Source organism: Streptomyces hydrogenans, assembly GCF_014656075.1.
GTDB classification, from domain to species: Bacteria; Actinomycetota; Actinomycetes; order Streptomycetales; family Streptomycetaceae; genus Streptomyces; species Streptomyces hydrogenans.
Map to the genome: position 1 here is coordinate 1 of NZ_BNBS01000056.1, position 17,035 is coordinate 17,035.

Genomic DNA, 17,035 nt, shown 5'->3' on the forward strand with positions numbered 1-17,035 from the left:
GGACGCGCGGCAGCGGGCGCCGCGGGCGCCGGCGCGGCCGGCTTGGGGGAGGGCGCCGCCTTGCGGGGCGCGCCGGGCTTGGCAGCGGTCTTGCCGGCGGAACCGCCGGGACCCTGCAAAGCGTCAGTCAACTTGCGCACGACCGGCGCCTCGATCGTCGAGGACGCCGAACGGACGAATTCACCGAGTTCCTGGAGCTTGGCCATGACGACCTTGCTCTCTACACCGAACTCCTTGGCGAGTTCGTATACCCGGACCTTAGCCACATCGCTCCTTTATAGGTCCGGTTACCGCCGGACCGTCGCTACTTCATGGGCGTACTCATCGCGTACTCATCGAGTGCTCATCGCAATCTCGACCTACTTCCGACTCGCGAGGTACCTGACCGCACGGTGTTCCGTGCCGTACTTCCTGTTCACTGCGGTGCCGCCTGCGCGGCCTGCTCGATGTGCTCCCGGAGCACCGCCGTGTCGAGCGGGCCCGGGACCTTGAAGGTCCTCGGGAACGCCCGTCGGCGGACCGCCAGGTCGAGACAGTGCAAGGCGGGGTGCACGTACGCACCCCGGCCGGGCAGCGTACCGCGATCATCGGGGACGCACTCGCCCTTGATCACCACGGTCCGCAGCAGATCGCTCTTGGCCGCTCGCTCCCGGCATCCCACACAGGTTCGCTCAGGGCACGCGCGGGCATGCGTCCGGCCAGACACGATAAGTCTACCTCCCCGTACCGACCTCACCCGTTTGGGGCAAAAATCGAACAGCTGTTGGCCAAAAACGATCTCCAGCTTGCGGAGTCGTCGCTCAGCGCTCCTCGGCCGGAGCCTCGGTGTCCGGCCGGATGTCGATCCGCCAGCCGGTGAGCCGCGCGGCCAGGCGGGCGTTCTGCCCCTCCTTGCCGATGGCCAGCGAGAGCTGGTAGTCGGGGACCGTCACCCGGGCGGACCGGGCGGCGGCGTCGACGACCTCGACCTTGGAGACCCGGGCCGGGGAGAGCGCGTTCGCCACCATCTCGGCCGGGTCGTCCGACCAGTCGACGATGTCGATCTTCTCGCCGAGCAGCTCCGCCATCACGTTCCGGACGCGGCTGCCCATGGGGCCGATGCAGGCGCCCTTGGCGTTCAGGCCCGAACGGGTGGAACGGACCGCGATCTTGGTGCGGTGGCCGGCCTCGCGGGCGATGGCGGAGATCTCGACGGAACCGTCGGCGATCTCCGGCACCTCCAGCGCGAAGAGCTTCTTCACCAGGTTGGGGTGGGTGCGCGAGAGGGTGACGGACGGACCGCGGACACCCTTGGCCACCCGGACCACGTAGGTGCGCAGCCGCAGGCCGTGCGTGTAGTCCTCGCCCGGCACCTGCTCCTGCACCGGGAGGATGGCCTCCAGCTTGTCGTCCAGCTTGACGAGGACGTTCTTGGGGTCCTTGCCCTGCTGCACCACGCCGGCCACGACATCGCCCTCGCGGCGGGCGTACTCGCCGAAGGTCACGTCGTTCTCGGCGTCGCGCAGCCGCTGCTGGATGACCTGGCGGGCGGTGCTCGCCGCGATGCGGCCGAAGTCCGACGGGGTGTCGTCGAACTCCTTGGGCTCCTGCCCCTCCTCCAGGTCGGCCGGGTCCTCCTCGGCCCACACCGTCACGTGGCCGGTGCGCCGGTCCAGCTCCACGCGCGCGTGGCGGTGGGGGGCCGGGGTGCGGTGGTACGCGATGAGGAGGGCCGACTCGATGGCCTCGACCAGCATCCCGAAGGAGATGTCCTTCTCCTTCGCCAAGCCCTCCAGGAGCTTCACGTCGATGTCCACGGCTACGCCTCCTCTTCCTTCTTGTCCTTGCGGTTGAACTCGATCTCGACACGCGCCTTGGCGATCTCGGCGAACTCCACCCGGCGGGCCGTGGCCTTGCGGCCCTTCAGGCCCGGAACCTCGGTGTCGATGCCGTCCTCGTCCACGGCCAGGACGCGGGTGACCAGCTCGCCGCCCTCGACGAGCTGGAGCTTCACCAGCCGACCGGTGGCCCGGACGTAGTGGCGGTGCTCGGAGAGCGGACGGTCGGCACCCGGTGAGCTGACCTCCAGGACGTACTCGCCGTCGCCCATGGCGTCGGACTCGTCCAGCTTGGCGGAGATGGCGCGGCTCAGCTCGGCACAGGCGTCCAGCTCGACGCCCTCGTCCGAGTCGACGACGATCCTCAGCAGTCCACGGCGGCCGGCCCGGGACACCTCGATCTCCTCCAGATCCAGGTCCTCCGCGAGGACGAGCGGCTCAATGAGTCCGCGCAGCCTGTCGCTCTGGGTGGTGCTCATCCGGGTGACTCCTCGGCCGCGTGTGCTGTTGTGGGTACGTCGCAAATCCCTGCGTGTCGGATCAAGGGTATCCGGTCCGGGAGGGTGTTGCCGTCCACCGCCGGGGCCCTCGCGGGTACGCTCGCCTGCGGTGATCTTCGACGGGCGGCCGGGAGGGGTCCGGAATGCTGAGGGAGAGAGCGTGACGACGACGGGCAGACGCGCCCTGCTCGTGGCGGGGGCCTCGGCCGCCGCGGCGGCGCTGACCGGCTGCACCTCCGACGACGCGGGTCCGCCCCGCCCGAGGGCCGCCGAGCGGGCGGCGGCCCGCGAGGCCGAACGGGTGGCACGCGCCGAGGCGGCCCTCCGCCGCCGCGCCGTGACCGCCTCCCGGACCCTGCTGGAACGTTACGACGCCACCCTGGCCGCCCATCCCGCGCTCCACGCGCGCGTGGCCCCCCTCCGCGCCTCCGTCGCGGCCCACGTCCGCGCCCTCGGCGAGGACCCGCGCCCCACCGCGACGCCGGACGGTGCCTCGGCCGCCCCGGTGACGACCGCCCCGCCCACGGGCCCCGCCGTACCGGCCGATCCGAACGTCGCCCTGCCGGAGCTGGCCGGGGCCGCCCACACCGCTTCCGCGGCGCACACCGCCGAGCTGCTCGCCGCGCCGCCCGAGTACGCCCGGCTGCTCGCCTCCGTGGCCGCCTCCGGCGCCGCCCACGCCTACCTCCTCACCGAAGGGGCCCGCGCATGAGCGCCCTGAAGGCCGCCCAGGCCGGCCTCGCCGCCGAGCACGCCGCCCTGTACGGCTACGGCGTCGACGCCGGCCGGGTCGCCGAGGCCCGCCGGGCCGAGGCCGCCCACCGCCGCCCACGGGGCGCACCGGGCCCGCCGGGACGCGCTGCGCCGCACCGTCCGCGACCTCGCCGGCGCGCCGGTCGCCGCGGCCGCCGCGTACGAGCTGCCGTTCCGGGTGGCCGACCCGGCCGGCGCGGTGCGGCTGGCCGCGGTCCTGGAGGACCGGGTGGCCGGGGTCTACTCCGACCTGGTGCGGGCCTCGGACGGCCCCCTGCGCCGGGAGGCGGCGGTGGCGCTCCGGGAGGCGGCGGTCCGTGCGGTGCGGTGGCGCGGCAGCGACGTAACCTTTCCTGGGCTCGCCGAGCGGGTGTGAGTCCGGCCCCCACCTGCTCTGATCACCCCGCCCAAGGAGAAGGAACACGGCACACATGGGTTTCGAAGCGCCCCGGCGACTGGTGACGGCGCTCCACGAGAGGTACGGCGACACCGCCGCGGCCGAGTGGCTCGGACGGCTCCCCGGCCTCGCCGAGCGGGTGCCCGAGCAGGCGGGTCTGACCGTCGAGCGGGTGGTGGCCCCCGGCGGCCGCGGCAGCCTGGTGCTGCTCGTCCGGGACGCCGACGGCGCGCCCGCCGCGCTGAAGATCGCGCCGCCGTTCACCCGGCCGGCGCTGGAGCGGGACGCGCTCGCGCACTGGAACGGCTGGGGCGCGGTGCAGCTGCGGGCCGAGGCCCCGGAGGGCGCCCTCGTCCTCGAACGGCTGCACCCGGAGGTGTCGCTGCGCTCCCTGCCGGAGGCGAAGGCCCTCCTGGAGGCGGCCGGGACCGTGCGGCGCCTGTGGGTGGAACCGCCCGCCGGGCACGGCTTCGAGTCGCTGACCGAGCGGACGGACCGGCAGGCGGAGGCCATGCGGGCGCACGCCTCCGACGCCGTCGCCGGCATGCTGGTCACGACGGCGCTCGCCGCCCGCGAGGAGCTGCTCGCCGGGTCCGCCGAGCGGGTGCTGCTGCACGGGGACTTCCGGCAGGGCAAGGTCCTCGGCGGCGACCGGTCGCCCTGGCTGGCCGTCGGGCCCGACCCGCTCGTCGGCGAGCGCGCCTACGACCTGGCGCGGCTGGTGCGCGACCGGGTCGAGGACCTGGTGGCCGCGTCCGCCGGTGCCCCGGCCGCCCGGCGGCGGGTCAACAAGCTGGCCGACTCGCTCGACGTCGACCGGGAGCGGCTGCGCGGCTGGACGCTCTTCCGGGCCGTCGAGTCCGGCACGCGGGCGCTGGCCGCGGGGCGGCGGCAGGAGGCCGAGTGGCTGCTGGAGTTCGCGAGCTGGCTCTGAGTTCGCGGCCCTTCTGAGAGGGAATACCCTTTTTGTATCCCTTCCTCAGGGGGCCGTGATGATCGAAGAACTCCTCATGGCGGTCGCGGGGGCGGCGGCGGCGACCGCGGTCTACGTGGGCGCGGCGGCGCGCGTGGTGAAGCAGTACGAGCGCGGTGTCGTCTTCCGCTTCGGCCGGCTGCGGGGCGAGGTCCGCCCGCCCGGCTTCACCATGATCCTTCCCGCGGTGGACCGGCTCCACAAGGTGAACATGCAGATCGTCACGATGCCGGTGCCCGCGCAGGAGGGCATCACCCGGGACAACGTGACGGTCCGGGTCGACGCCGTCGTCTACTTCCGGGTGGTGGACGCGGCGGAGGCGCTGGTGCGGGTCGAGGACTACAAGTTCGCGGTCTCGCAGATGGCGCAGACCTCGCTGCGGTCGATCATCGGCAAGAGCGACCTCGACGACCTGCTGTCCAACCGCGAGAAGCTCAACCAGGGCCTGGAGCTGATGCTGGACTCCCCCGCGATCGGGTGGGGCGTGCAGATCGACCGGGTCGAGATCAAGGACGTGTCGCTGCCGGAGACCATGAAGCGCTCGATGGCCCGGCAGGCCGAGGCGGACCGGGAGCGGCGGGCCCGGCTGATCAACGCGGACGCGGAGCTCCAGGCGTCGAAGAAGCTGACGGAGGCGGCGCACCAGATGGCCGACGCCCCCGCGGCGCTCCAGCTGCGGCTGCTCCAGACGGTGATGGCGGTGGCCGCCGAGAAGAACTCGACCCTGGTCCTGCCGATCCCGGTCGAGCTGCTGCGCTTCCTGGAGCGCGCCACGCCCGAGGCGCCCCGGCCGGAACCGGCGCCGCAGGCCCCTCCCGCGCCTCCCCCGGAGCCCCTGCCCCCGATCGAGGACCTCACCGGGCCCTCGGTCGACCCGTCGTCCTGACCTCCGGCCCCGCCGGAGACGCCGACGCCGCCCCGCGCGGGAGCGCGGGACGGCGTCGGCGTGGAGGTGCGGGGAGGGTCACGCCGTCAGCGCGGCGAGGGCCTCCTCGACCGTCAGCTCCTCGCGCTCGCCCGTGCGGCGGTCCTTCAGCTCCACGACGCCCTCCGCGGCCCGGCGGCCGGCGACGAGGATCTTCGGGACGCCGATCAGCTCCGCGTCGGTGAACTTGACGCCCGGCGAGACGCCCGCGCGGTCGTCGACGAGGACCCGCAGCCCGGCGGCCGAGAGCTTCTCGGAGACCTCCAGGGCCAGCTCGGTCTGGAGCGCCTTGCCTGCGGCGACGACGTGGACGTCGGCGGGCGCGACCTCGGCCGGCCAGCACAGTCCCTTGTCGTCGGCGGTCTGCTCGGCGAGCGCGGCGACGGCGCGCGAGACGCCGATGCCGTAGGAGCCCATGGTGACGCGGACCGGCTTGCCGTTCTGGCCGAGGACGTCGAGCTTCAGCGCGTCCGCGTACTTGCGGCCGAGCTGGAAGATGTGGCCGATCTCGATCGCGCGGTCCAGCTTGAGGCCGGTGCCGCACGCGGGGCACGGGTCGCCGTCCTGGACGACGACCACGTCGAGGTACTCGGACACCTCGAAGTCACGGCCCACGACGACGTTCTTCGTGTGCGTGCCCGGCTTGTTGGCGCCGGTGATCCAGGAGGTGCCGGGGGCCACGCGCGGGTCGGCGAGGTAGGTGACCTTCTCCAGGCCCTGGGGGCCGACGTAGCCGCGCACCAGGTCGGGGCGGGCCGCGAAGTCCGCCTCGGTGACCAGCTCGACGACGGCCGGGGCGAAGCGCTCCTCGACCTTGTCCATGTCGACCTCGCGGTCGCCGGGGACACCGATCGCGACGATCTCGCCGTCGACCTTGACCAGCAGGTTCTTGAGGGTGGCGGAGGCGGGGACGCCGAGGGAGGCGGCGAGCGTCTCGATGGTCGGGGTGTCCGGGGTGGGGATCTCCTCGGCGGCGGGGACGGCGGAACCGTCGACGGCCTCGACCGCCTGGTAGACCGCCTCGGTGTTGGCCGCGAAGTCGCAGTTGGGGCAGTCGGCGAAGGTGTCCTCGCCGGCCTCGGCCGGGGCGAGGAACTCCTCGGACTTGGAGCCGCCCATGGCGCCGGCGGTGGCGGCGCAGATGCGGTAGTCGAGGCCGAGGCGCTCGAAGATCCGCTGGTACGCCTGGCGGTGGACGCCGTACGACTGGGCCAGGCCCTCGTCCTCGGTGTCGAAGGAGTAGGAGTCCTTCATGAGGAACTCGCGGCCGCGCAGGATGCCGGCGCGGGGGCGGGCCTCGTCACGGAACTTGGTCTGGATCTGGTAGAGGATGACCGGCAGGTCCTTGTAGGACGAGCACTGGTCCTTCACCAGCAGGGTGAAGATCTCCTCGTGGGTCGGGCCGAGTAGGTAGTCGCCGCCCTTGCGGTCCTGGAGGCGGAAGAGCTCGGCGCCGTACTCGCTCCAGCGGCCGGTGGCCTCGTAGGGCTCGCGGGGCAGCAGGGCGGGGAGGGAGACCTCCTGGGCGCCGACGGCGTCCATCTCCTCGCGCACGATCCGCTCCACGTTGGAGAGGACCTTCTTGCCCAGCGGCAGCCAGCTCCAGATGCCGGCGGCGGTGCGGCGGACGTAGCCGGCGCGCACGAGGAGCTTGTGGGAGAGGACCTCGGCGTCCGCCGGGTCGTCGCGCAGCGTCTTCGCCATCAACTGGGACATGCGCTGGACCGGTGCCTTGGCCATGGTTCTCGTACTCCTGCCGGGACTGAAAGTGATGGCCCCGAGGTTAGCCGGGCGGCCCCGCCCGCGAGAAATCAGTTCCGGCGCGGGAGCGGGAGCGGCGCGCCCATCACCGCGTAGGGGCGGGCCGCGCTCGGGAAGTGGACCCGGCGGGCGAGGTCGGTGTAGCCGAGCGAGCGGTAGAGGCCGCGGGCCGGGGACTCGGTGTCGATGGCCGAGAGGATGGAGCGCTTCTCGTCGGCGGTGTCGGTGATGGTGGTGATCAGTCCGCGGCCGAGGCCCCGGCCCTGGAAGGCGGGGTGGACGTGGAGCTCGGTGATGACGAAGGAGGCGTCGAGCCAGTCGGCGGTGCCGGTGGCGCGGAGGTACGGCTCCACCACGGTGGACCACCAGTGGCCGCGGTCGTTGGGCATCCCGTACACGAAGCCGACGAGCCGGCCGTCGGGGGTGGTGGCGCCGTAGGCGCGGGCGCCGGGGTTCATCAGGTGGCGCAGCACGATGTGGCGGCGTACGGCGACCTCCTCGGCGTCGAGGCCGAAGGCGACCGCCTGCACGGCGAGCGCCTCGTCCACCCGGGCGGCGAGGTTGACGGGTCCGATCACGGCCTGTGCGTCGTCCATGCGGCGCACCCTACAAGTGCCCGCCGGTTCAGAACAGAACGCTCATGAACGCGCCCGTCTCGCGGAAGCCGACCCGGCGGTAGGCGGCGCGGGCGGGGGTGTTGTAGTCGTTCACGTACAGGCTGACGACGGGGGCGACGTCGGCGAGGGCGTACTGGAGGACGGCGGCCATGCCGGTCTCGGAGAGGCCCCTGCCGCGGTGTTCGGGGGCGACCCAGACGCCCTGGATCTGGCACGCCTGGCGGGTGGCGGCGCCGATCTCGGCCTTGAAGACGACCTTGCCGTCGTCGATGCGGGCGAAGGAGCGGCCGGCGGAGACGAGTTCGGCGACCCGGGCCTGGTAGAGCAGGCCGCCGTCGCCGGCCATCGGCGAGACGCCGACCTCCTCGGTGAACATGGCGACGCAGGCGGGCATGATCGCCTCCATCTCGTCCTTGCGGACCCGGCGGACGAGGGGGTCGGGGGCGACGGCGGCGGAGGGCTCCTCGGCGACCATGAGGGGCTGGTGGGCGCGGACGTCGCGGGCGGGGCCCCAGGAGGGTTCGAGGAGGCGCCACAGTTCGGCGGTGGGGCCGGCCGGGCCGACGATCGAGGAGCAGCGGCGGCCGATCCGGCGGGCCCGCTCGGCGAAGGCGCGGACGGCCTCGGGGGTGGCGCAGATGGGCACGAGGTTGGCGCCGGAGTAGCAGAGCGAGGTGAGCCGTCCCTCGGTGTACCAGCCCCACATCTCGCCGCCCAGGCGCCACGGGTCGAGCCCGGCGATCCGGACGCGGGCGGTCACGAAGGCGTTCTCCACGGGGGCGCTCTCCAGGACGGCGAGGGCGGCTCCGAGGTCGGCGGGTTCGAGGACCCGGGTGGTGGTCTGTGTCAACACGAGGGGGCCTCACCGTGCGGGTTCTGCTGGTCCTGGCACTGTACCCCCAGGTCCTGTGGCGGGGCCCGGTGCGAAGGCGAAACCCCGCCGCTCCGGAGGGCGGCGGGGTCTCGTACGGCGCGGGGTCCGCTCAGCCGGCGACGGCGATGGTCGGCTCGCCGCTCTCGACGCCGTCCTTCTCCATCTGCTCGGCGATCTTGAGGGCTTCCTCGATGAGGGTCTCGACGATCTTCGACTCGGGGACGGTCTTGATGACCTCGCCCTTGACGAAGATCTGGCCCTTGCCGTTGCCGGAGGCGACGCCGAGGTCGGCCTCGCGGGCCTCGCCGGGGCCGTTGACGACGCAGCCCATGACGGCGACGCGCAGCGGGACGGTCATGCCGTCGAGACCGGCGGTGACCTCCTCGGCGAGCTTGTAGACGTCGACCTGGGCGCGGCCGCAGGACGGGCAGGAGACGATCTCCAGGCGGCGCTGGCGGAGGTTGAGCGATTCCAGGATCTGGATGCCGACCTTGATCTCCTCGGCCGGCGGGGCGGAGAGGGAGACCCGGATGGTGTCGCCGATGCCCTGGGAGAGGAGGGCGCCGAAGGCGACGGCCGACTTGATGGTGCCCTGGAAGGCGGGGCCGGCCTCGGTGACGCCGAGGTGCAGCGGGTAGTCGCACTGGGCGGCGAGCTGGCGGTAGGCCTCGACCATGACGACCGGGTCGTTGTGCTTGACCGAGATCTTGATGTCGCGGAAGCCGTGCTCCTCGAAGAGGGACGCCTCCCAGAGGGCGGACTCGACGAGCGCCTCGGGGGTGGCCTTGCCGTACTTCTTGAGCAGGCGGGCGTCGAGCGAGCCGGCGTTGACGCCGATGCGGATCGGGACGCGCGCGTCGCCGGCCGCCTTGGCGATCTCCTTGACCTTGTCGTCGAACTGCTTGATGTTGCCGGGGTTGACGCGGACGGCGGCGCAGCCGGCGTCGATCGCGGCGAACACGTACTTCGGCTGGAAGTGGATGTCGGCGATCACCGGGATCTGCGACTTGCGGGCGATCGTGGCGAGCGCGTCGGCGTCGTCCTGGGTGGGACAGGCCACCCGGACGATCTGGCAGCCGGAGGCGGTCAGCTCGGCGATCTGCTGGAGGGTGGCGCCGATGTCGGACGTACGGGTCGTCGTCATCGACTGCACCGAGACGGGAGCGTCACCCCCGACGGCCACGCTGCCGACCTGGATCTGCCGGCTCTTGCGGCGCTCGGCGAGCCGGGTCGGGACGGTGGGGATACCGAGAGAAATCGCGGTCATGAGTCTGTGCAACCTCAAGGTCGTGCGTCGGCGGGCTCGGGCTTCCGAGGTTACCGCCCCGGGGGCGGGAGGCCGGACACGGTGGTGCGCGGCCTCCCTGGGAGCTACGTCAGCTTCACCGGGTTGACGATGTCGGCGGCGAGGACGAGCAGGGTGAAGCAGACGAAGACGCCGGCCACCACGTAGGCGGCGGGCATCAGCTTGGCCACGTCGAACGGGCCGGGGTCGGGGCGCCTGAAGATCCGGGCCGTGTGGCGGCGGACGGACTCCCACAGGGCGCCCGCGATGTGGCCGCCGTCGAGCGGCAGCAGCGGGAGCATGTTGAAGAGGAACAGCGAGACGTTGAAGTACACCAGCAGGTTCATGAACATGACCAGGATCCGCTCGGGCGGGAGGTCCAGGTTCATGAGTTCGCCGGTGATGCGGGCGGCGCCGACGACGCCGACCGGGGAGTCCTCGGCCCGCTCGCCGTCGCCGAAGGTGGCGTCCCACAACCCGGGGATCTTGCCGGGGAGGGCGACGACCGACTCCAGGCCGTTCTGCATGAGCTCGCCCATGCGGTCGGTGGTCTCGACGAAGGTGAGCGGCGCGACCTCGGTCTTGGAGGCGAAGCCGAGGTAGCCGGCGGGCTCGTAGGCCGGCGGCCGGACGACCTGGCCGTCCTCGTCCTTCTTCAGGACCTCGTTGGCGACCAGCGTGGGGTGCAGGTCGAGGCGCTGCCCGTCCCGCTCGACGGTGATCGTGGCGGGGCCGATGGTCGCCCGGATGTGGTTGGAGAGGGTGTCCCAGTCGGAGACGGGGGTGCCGTTGAAGGCGACGATCGTGTCGCCGTTCTTCAGGCCCGCCTTGTACGCCGGGGAGACCGGGTCGCCGGTGGCGCAGGCGTCGCGGCCGGCGCTCTGCTTGATGACGCACTTCTGGACGCCGGCGACCTGGGTGGTCTGGCCCTCGATGCCGAGGGTCATCAGCGAGCCGTAGAAGAGGCCGAGGGCGAGGACCAGGTTCATGAACGGTCCGGCGAACATGACGATCACGCGCTTCCACGGCTTGCGCGTGTAGAAGAGCCGGGACTCGTCGCCGGGCTGGAGCTCCTCGTAGGACGCCTCGCGGGCGTCCTCGATCATGGTGCGCCAGGGTGAGGTGGAGCGGGCCTCGATCTTGCCGTCCTCGCCGGGCGGGAACATGCCGATCATCCGGATGTAGCCGCCGGCCGGGATGGCCTTGATGCCGTACTCGGTGTCGCCGCGCTTCTTCGACCAGATGGTGGGGCCGAAGCCGACCATGTACTGCGGCACGCGGATGCCGAAGAGCTTGGCCGTGGAGAGGTGGCCCAGCTCGTGCCACGCGATGGAGACGAGGAGTCCCAGCGCGAACAGGACGACCCCGAGGATCGTCAGGAGCACTTCCGTCATGCGCGCGCCTCCGCGGTTGCCTTCGCTGCGAGCTCTCGGGCCCGGGCCCGGGCCCAGGTCTCCGCTTCCAGGACGTCCGGCACCGTCAGGGAGGTTCCCCCGGTGGGCCGTCCGTGTTCGGTGACGACCGCCGTGACGGTGTCCATGATGCCGTTGAACGGGAGCCGGCCGGCGAGGAACGCCTCCACGCACTCCTCGTTGGCGGCGTTGAAGACGGCGGGGGCGGTGCCGCCCAGCTCGCCGACGTGCCGGGCCAGGTTCACCGACGGGAACGCCTCGTTGTCGAGCGGGAAGAACTCCCAGGTGGAGGCGGTCGACCAGTCGAAGGCGGGGGCCGCGTCCGGGACCCGCTCGGGCCAGCCGATGCCGATGGCGATGGGGCCGCGCATGTCCGGCGGGGTGGCCTGGGCGAGGGTGGATCCGTCGGTGAACTCGACCATGGAGTGCACGTACGACTGGGGGTGGACGACGACCTCGATGCGGTCGAAGGGGATGTCGTAGAGGAGGTGCGCCTCGATGACCTCCAGGCCCTTGTTGACCAGCGTCGCGCTGTTGACCGTGATGACCGGGCCCATCGCCCAGGTCGGGTGGGCGAGCGCGTCCTCGCGGGTCACGTGCTCCAGGTCGGCGCGGGTGCGGCCGCGGAAGGGGCCGCCGGAGGCCGTGACGACCAGCTTGCGGACGTCGGCGCGGGTGCCGGCGGCGAGCGCCTGGAAGAGGGCCGCGTGCTCGGAGTCGACCGGGATGATCTGGCCGGGCTTCGCGAGGGCCTTCACCAGCGGGCCGCCGACGATCAGCGACTCCTTGTTGGCGAGGGCCAGGGTGCGGCCGGCCTCCAGCGCGGCGAGGGTCGGCGCGAGGCCGATGGAGCCGGTGATGCCGTTGAGCACCGTGTGGCACGGGGAGGCGGCGAGCTGGGTCGCGGCGTCGGGGCCGGCCAGGATCTCGGGCAGCGGCTCGGAGCCGTACCACCCCTCCAGGGCCGTACGCAGCTCCTCCACGGTCTCCTCGCGGGCGACGGCGACCTGGGCGACCTTCAGCCGGTGGGCCTGCTCGGCGAGGAGCGCGACCCGGCCGCCGGAGGCGGCCAGGGCGGTGACCCGGAAGCGGTCGGGGTGGCGCAGCACCAGGTCGATGGCCTGGGTGCCGATGGATCCCGTCGAGCCGAGGACGACGATGTCCCGGCGTCCTTCGGTGCGGTCGAAGGCGGTGTGCGGGTCGGCGAGAGGAGAGGGGCGGTCGCTCATGCCCCCCATTCTTGCCCCAAACGCTGTGCGCTCTTCACGGGGTCCGGGTGAACGCGCCGAACTCCCGGTGGAAGTCGGGGAAGGTCTTCTTCACGCAGCCGGGGTCGTCGAAGCCGATGCCGGGGGTGCGCAGGGCGGTGACGGCGAAGGACATGACGATCCGGTGGTCGCGGTGGGTGGCGATCTCGACGGGGCCCGCGGGGGTGCCGGGGTGGATCTCGATCCAGTCGGGGCCGGTCTCGACGGTGATGCCGAGCGCCCGCAGGTTCTCGGCGCAGGCGTCGAGCCGGTCGCACTCCTTGACCCGGGTGTTGGCGACGTCCTCGATGCGGACCGGCCCGTCGGCGAAGGGCGCGATCGCGGCGAGGGTCGGCATGGTGTCGGAGATGTCCCGCATGGCGACGGTCAGTCCGCGCAGGGTGCCGGTGGAGCGGACGGTGGTGGACTCCTCGGTGACCTCGACGTCGGCGCCCATCCGGCGCAGGACGTCGACGAAGGCGAGGTCGCCCTGGAGGGCGCCGGTGCCGAGGCCGGGGACCGTGACGGAGCCGCCGGGGCGCAGGGCGGCGGCGGCGAAGAAGTAGCTCGCCGTGGAGGCGTCGGGCTCGATCGCGTACGTCCGCGCGCGGTAGCCGGTGGGGGCGACGCGGTAGGTGCGGCCCCGCTCGTCGTCCTCGCGGGTGACCTCGGCGCCGAAGGACCGCATCATCGCGAGGGTGATCTCCACGTACGGCTCCGAGACCAGGTCGGTGACCGTGATGTCCAGGCCCTCGGCGGTGAGCGGGCCCAGCATCAGCAGGGCCGTCAGGTACTGCGAGGACTGGCCGGCGTCGAGGGTGAGCGCGCCGCCCCGGACGCCGGCGGCGTGCACGGCGACCGGGTGGTGGCCGTCCTTCCCGCCGTGCCGCAGGTCCACGCCGAGCTCGCGCAGGGCGGTGGTGAGCGGGCCGAGCGGCCGGCGGCGCATCTGCGCGGAGGCGTCGAAGCGGAAGGTGCCGCGGCCCGCGGCGGCGAGGGCGGGCAGGAAGCGGGCGGTGGTGGCGCCGTCCCGGCAGTAGACGTCGGCCTCGGCGGTCCCCGGTCCGGCGGGGCGGCCCTCGATGTGCCAGGCACCGGGCTCCTGCCGGACGGTGTAGCCGAGGGCCCGGAGCCCCTCGGCGAAGCCCTCGGTGTCGTCGGAGACGAGCGGGCGCAGCAGCGTGGTGGTGCCCTCCGCCGCGGCGGCGAGGAAGAGCGCGCGGGCGGTGACGGACTTGGAGCCGGGGATGTCGATGACGGTCACGCCGACCATCCTGCCGGTCGGACCGGGCCCGGTGCGGGTCCGTTCCGGTCCGTGGACGGGGCGGGGGTCGGGGGCCGTACGGGGTCGAGCAGGGTTCCGTGCGGTGGGCTGAACCCTGGGCGTACGGCCCCGGGCGCGGGCGCGTGGCCGTGGGACGGGGGCGTACGGGCCGGCGGGGTGCGCGGGCGTCGGGGCCGGAGGGCGTACGGCCGTGGCCGGGGACGCACGAGAGGCGGCCCGAGCCCCCGCACAGTGGGCTCGGACCGCCTGGTCTCGTGGGACGAGGGGCTAGAGGGCGAGGCCGGTGAGGACCAGGACGCGCTCGTAGGTGTAGTCGTCCATGGCGTACGCGACGCCCTCGCGGCCGACGCCGGAGCGCTTGGCGCCGCCGTACGGCATCTGGTCGGCGCGGTAGGACGGGACGTCGCCGACGATCACGCCGCCGACCTCCAGGGCGCGGTGGGCGCGGAAGGCGGTCTGCAGGTCGCGGGTGAAGACGCCGGCCTGCAGGCCGAAGTCCGAGTCGTTGACCGCGGCGAACGCCTCGGCCTCGCCGTCGACCTTGGCGACCGTGAGGACCGGGCCGAAGACCTCGGAGCGGGCCAGGGTGACGCCGGCCGGGAGGTCGGTGAGGACGGTCGGGGCGTAGGTGGCGCCCTCGCGCTTGCCGCCCGCGAGGAGCTTCGCGCCGGCCGCGACGGCCTCGTCGACCCAGGACTCGACGCGCTGCGCGGCGGCCTCGTCGACGAGCGGGCCGACGTCGGTGGCGTCGTCCGCCGGGTCGCCGGTGACCTGGGCCTCGACGGCCGCGACGATCTTCGGCAGCAGGCGGTCGTAGACGGTGGCGTCGGCGATCACGCGCTGCACGGAGATGCAGGACTGGCCGCCCTGGTAGTTGGAGAAGGTCGCGATGCGGCTCGCGGCCCAGTCCAGGTCGGCCTCGGAGGACCAGTCCGGGAGGACGACGGCGGCGGCGTTGCCGCCGAGCTCCAGGGTGCAGTGCTTGTGCGGCACGGACGCCTGGATGGCGTAGCCGACCTTGTCCGAGCCGGTGAAGGAGATGACCGGGAGGCGCTCGTCCTGGACGAGGGCGGGCATCCGGTCGTTCGGCACGGTGAGGATCGACCAGGAACCGGCCGGCAGGTCGGTCTCGGCCAGGATCTCGCCCAGGATGAGGGAGGAGATCGGGGTGGCCGGGGCCGGCTTGAGGATGATCGGGGCGCCGACGGCGATGGCCGGGGCGACCTTGTGGGCGCTGAGGTTCAGCGGGAAGTTGAAGGGCGCGATGCCGAGGACGACGCCCTTGGGCACCCGGCGGGTGAGGGCGAGACGGCCCGCGCCGCCGGCCTCGGTGTCCAGGCGCTGGGCCTCGCCCGCGTTCCAGCGGCGGGCCTCCTCGGCGGCGAAACGGAAGACGGAGACGGCGCGGCCGACCTCACCGCGGGCCCACTTGATGGGCTTGCCGTTCTCCGCGGAGATGACCTGGGCGATCTCCTCGGTGCGCTCGGCGAGCCGCTTCGACACGTGGTCGAGGGCGGCGGCGCGGACGTGCGCCGGGGTGGCGGCGAACTCGTCGACGACCGCGTGGGCGGCCGCGACGGCCTCCTCGACCTGGGCCTCGGTGGGCACGGCGACCTTGCCGACCAGACGTCCGTCGTACGAGTTCGTGACGTCGAAGGTGGTGTCGCCGGTGGCCTCGCGGCCGGCGACCCAGAAGGCGTGGGTGGTCGTCATTGCGTGTCCCGGCCCTTTCCGTTTCGGGTGCGAGCGGTTGCCCCGTGCGGGCGGTTGCTCTCCAGACACGTTAGGGCCGGGACCGGCGGGTGACGTTTGTCCGTGATGGAGTGGTGGGGGTGCCGGTCTGTCCGCTTCGGCCGAAGAGCCCGCGGGAGCCGGCGCGCGGGACCGCCGGGTCGGCGCTCCTCGTACGCGGTGAGGGGCGGGGCGTACTACGCGGTGAGGGGCGGGGCGCGCCCGTCGTCCCGGCGCCGGTCGCGGTGCCGGAGGAGGCCCGTGACCTCGCCGGACGCGGTGCCGTCCGCCCGGCCGCCCGGCGACCCACAGCCGGTTGACGTCGCCGCCGTCGTCGTCATGTTCACGCCGACCGATCGGCTGGAGGGATCGGGGTGGGGCCAGGGCGATCCTCGCCGTCACCTCCTGCGCTCGGTCGAGACGATGAGGCAGACCGCCGCCACGACGATCGCGCCGCCGAGGAGGATCGGCCAGGTCAGGGCCTCGCCGAGGATCAGCACGCCGAGCAGCACGGCGACGACCGGGTTGACGTACGCGTAGGTGGCGGCGAGCGAGACCGGGGCGGACTGGAGCAGCCAGGCGTAGGCGGTGAAGGCGATCAGCGAGCCGAAGACGACCAGATAGCCGAGGGCCACCCAGGAGCCGGTCGAGACCGCGCCGGGGTCGAAGCCGTGGTGCTCGCCGCGCAGCAGGCCGACGACGATGCCGCCGACACCGCCCGCCAGCATCTCGTACACGCTCGCCGTGAACGGGTTGGCGGGCATCGGCAGCCGGGCCGAGGAGACGGAGCCGGCCGCCCAGAGCAGGGCGGCGAGGACGACGAGCAGCACCCCGCCGATGCCGACGTCGCCGCTGAGCCCGGGAAGGGTGAGCACGGCCAGGCCGCCGAGGCCGATCAGGACGCCGCCGTACGCGCCGAGCCCGGGGCGCTCGCCGGCGGCGGTGCGCAGCAGGACCACCCAGACCGGGACGACGGCGATGAGGAGGGCGGCGAGACCGGAGGGCACGGTGGTCTCGGCGAGGTTGACGAGGCCGTTGCCGCCGAGGATGAGGAGCAGGCCGACGAGCGCGGCGGAGCCGAGCCGCCGCCGGTCCACCTTGAGGGCGGCGGGGCCGTGGCGCCAGGCCACCAGGGCGGCGAGGAGCAGGCCGGCGACGATGAAGCGGGAGCCGGAGGCGAGGAAGGGCGGGACGGTCTCGACGACGATCCGGATGCCGAGGTAGGTGGAGCCCCAGACGACGTAGACGATGCCGAGGGCGGCCCAGACGGCTCCGCTGATACGGCCGCCGGGGGCGGGGGAACCGGGGGCGGGAACGGTTCCGGGAAGGGGCTTGGCGGCGGGGACGGGTGCGGCGGGATCGGCGGCGGGGCTTGTCATGAGCAGGAGATTAAGGACTTCGCGCACTTCCGGCCAGGAATTCTGCCCGCCACCGGGCAGGGAAGGCCCGGCCCGGCCC

General features: G+C 73.1%; 16 protein-coding genes and 1 pseudogene. 4 read left to right on the forward strand and 13 right to left on the reverse strand.

Going from position 1 to position 17,035, the window contains the following annotated elements; all coding sequences use genetic code 11:
• The 4 genes from IE321_RS22885 to rimP form a co-directional block, all read right to left on the reverse strand.
• On the reverse strand, positions 1-266 hold a 266-nt coding region (locus IE321_RS22885), incomplete at its 3' end, for a translation initiation factor IF-2 N-terminal domain-containing protein (protein ID WP_190224346.1).
• Between the two features lie 149 nt (positions 267-415).
• Positions 416-706 carry a YlxR family protein gene (locus IE321_RS22890; protein ID WP_079022432.1) on the reverse strand — a complete coding sequence of 97 codons (291 nt, stop codon included), beginning with the start codon at positions 704-706 and terminating at the stop codon, positions 416-418.
• Between the two features lie 94 nt (positions 707-800).
• Positions 801-1,796, reverse strand: coding sequence for a transcription termination factor NusA (nusA, locus tag IE321_RS22895; protein ID WP_043230192.1), 996 nt, complete (start codon positions 1,794-1,796; stop codon positions 801-803).
• 2 nt (positions 1,797-1,798) lie between these two features.
• Positions 1,799-2,296 carry a ribosome maturation factor RimP gene (gene rimP, locus IE321_RS22900; RefSeq protein WP_190224347.1) on the reverse strand — a complete coding sequence of 166 codons (498 nt, stop codon included), beginning with the start codon at positions 2,294-2,296 and terminating at the stop codon, positions 1,799-1,801.
• Between the two features lie 181 nt (positions 2,297-2,477).
• Here rimP and IE321_RS22905 point away from each other — a divergent pair, with 181 nt between their 5' ends.
• The 4 genes and pseudogenes from IE321_RS22905 to IE321_RS22920 all read left to right on the forward strand — a co-directional run bounded on the left by IE321_RS22905 (position 2,478) and on the right by IE321_RS22920 (position 5,326).
• Positions 2,478-3,029: a hypothetical protein gene (locus tag IE321_RS22905; RefSeq protein ID WP_190224348.1), complete on the forward strand. Its 552-nt coding sequence runs from the start codon at positions 2,478-2,480 to the stop codon at positions 3,027-3,029.
• Positions 3,026-3,446 (forward strand): annotated as a pseudogene (locus IE321_RS22910) (ferritin-like domain-containing protein). The gene IE321_RS22905 and the pseudogene IE321_RS22910 overlap by 4 nt, the downstream one beginning before the upstream one ends.
• Before the next feature lie 55 nt (positions 3,447-3,501).
• Positions 3,502-4,401, forward strand: a complete 900-nt coding sequence (locus IE321_RS22915; RefSeq protein WP_190224349.1) for an aminoglycoside phosphotransferase family protein — start codon at positions 3,502-3,504, stop codon at positions 4,399-4,401.
• A gap of 58 nt (positions 4,402-4,459) precedes the next feature.
• Positions 4,460-5,326: a slipin family protein gene (locus tag IE321_RS22920; RefSeq protein ID WP_043230186.1), complete on the forward strand. Its 867-nt coding sequence runs from the start codon at positions 4,460-4,462 to the stop codon at positions 5,324-5,326.
• A gap of 78 nt (positions 5,327-5,404) precedes the next feature.
• On the opposite strand, the gene IE321_RS22925 is transcribed toward IE321_RS22920, so the two are convergent.
• The 9 genes from IE321_RS22925 to IE321_RS22965 form a co-directional block, all read right to left on the reverse strand.
• Positions 5,405-7,105 carry a proline--tRNA ligase gene (locus IE321_RS22925; protein ID WP_043230185.1) on the reverse strand — a complete coding sequence of 567 codons (1,701 nt, stop codon included), beginning with the start codon at positions 7,103-7,105 and terminating at the stop codon, positions 5,405-5,407.
• Between the two features lie 71 nt (positions 7,106-7,176).
• On the reverse strand, positions 7,177-7,722 hold the full coding sequence (locus IE321_RS22930; RefSeq protein WP_043230183.1) for a GNAT family N-acetyltransferase: 546 nt from the start codon (positions 7,720-7,722) through the stop codon (positions 7,177-7,179).
• Positions 7,723-7,750: 28 nt separating this feature from the next.
• Positions 7,751-8,596 (reverse strand): GNAT family N-acetyltransferase, encoded by an 846-nt coding sequence (locus IE321_RS22935; protein WP_043230181.1) that lies wholly within the window; start codon positions 8,594-8,596, stop codon positions 7,751-7,753.
• 130 nt (positions 8,597-8,726) lie between these two features.
• Positions 8,727-9,884, reverse strand: coding sequence for a flavodoxin-dependent (E)-4-hydroxy-3-methylbut-2-enyl-diphosphate synthase (gene ispG, locus IE321_RS22940; RefSeq protein ID WP_043230179.1), 1,158 nt, complete (start codon positions 9,882-9,884; stop codon positions 8,727-8,729).
• Between the two features lie 104 nt (positions 9,885-9,988).
• A complete protein-coding gene (locus IE321_RS22945; RefSeq protein ID WP_190224350.1) occupies positions 9,989-11,296 on the reverse strand; it encodes a M50 family metallopeptidase in 1,308 nt (435 codons plus the stop codon).
• Positions 11,293-12,543: a 1-deoxy-D-xylulose-5-phosphate reductoisomerase gene (gene dxr, locus IE321_RS22950; RefSeq protein ID WP_043230174.1), complete on the reverse strand. Its 1,251-nt coding sequence runs from the start codon at positions 12,541-12,543 to the stop codon at positions 11,293-11,295. Before dxr ends, IE321_RS22945 begins: the two co-directional genes overlap by 4 nt.
• A gap of 34 nt (positions 12,544-12,577) precedes the next feature.
• Positions 12,578-13,825, reverse strand: coding sequence for a 3-phosphoshikimate 1-carboxyvinyltransferase (aroA, locus tag IE321_RS22955; protein ID WP_190224351.1), 1,248 nt, complete (start codon positions 13,823-13,825; stop codon positions 12,578-12,580).
• A 288-nt stretch (positions 13,826-14,113) separates the two neighbouring features.
• Positions 14,114-15,559, reverse strand: a complete 1,446-nt coding sequence (locus tag IE321_RS22960; protein ID WP_043230172.1) for an aldehyde dehydrogenase family protein — start codon at positions 15,557-15,559, stop codon at positions 14,114-14,116.
• 416 nt (positions 15,560-15,975) lie between these two features.
• Positions 15,976-16,956, reverse strand: a complete 981-nt coding sequence (locus IE321_RS22965) for an EamA family transporter (protein ID WP_190224352.1) — start codon at positions 16,954-16,956, stop codon at positions 15,976-15,978.
• Between the last annotated feature and the right edge of the window lie 79 nt (positions 16,957-17,035).

Bases quoted from the DNA above. Each gene is read 5' to 3' on its own strand.
- rimP (WP_190224347.1), bottom strand. From the start codon at position 2,296: ATGAGCACCACCCAGAGCGACAGGCTGCGCGGACTCATTGAGCCGCTC.
- IE321_RS22915 (WP_190224349.1), top strand. From the start codon at position 3,502: ATGGGTTTCGAAGCGCCCCGGCGACTGGTGACGGCGCTCCACGAGAGG.
- IE321_RS22920 (WP_043230186.1), top strand. From the start codon at position 4,460: ATGATCGAAGAACTCCTCATGGCGGTCGCGGGGGCGGCGGCGGCGACC.
- IE321_RS22925 (WP_043230185.1), bottom strand. From the start codon at position 7,105: ATGGCCAAGGCACCGGTCCAGCGCATGTCCCAGTTGATGGCGAAGACG.
- IE321_RS22930 (WP_043230183.1), bottom strand. From the start codon at position 7,722: ATGGACGACGCACAGGCCGTGATCGGACCCGTCAACCTCGCCGCCCGG.
- ispG (WP_043230179.1), bottom strand. From the start codon at position 9,884: ATGACCGCGATTTCTCTCGGTATCCCCACCGTCCCGACCCGGCTCGCC.
- IE321_RS22945 (WP_190224350.1), bottom strand. From the start codon at position 11,296: ATGACGGAAGTGCTCCTGACGATCCTCGGGGTCGTCCTGTTCGCGCTG.
- dxr (WP_043230174.1), bottom strand. From the start codon at position 12,543: ATGAGCGACCGCCCCTCTCCTCTCGCCGACCCGCACACCGCCTTCGAC.
- IE321_RS22960 (WP_043230172.1), bottom strand. From the start codon at position 15,559: ATGACGACCACCCACGCCTTCTGGGTCGCCGGCCGCGAGGCCACCGGC.
- IE321_RS22965 (WP_190224352.1), bottom strand. From the start codon at position 16,956: ATGACAAGCCCCGCCGCCGATCCCGCCGCACCCGTCCCCGCCGCCAAG.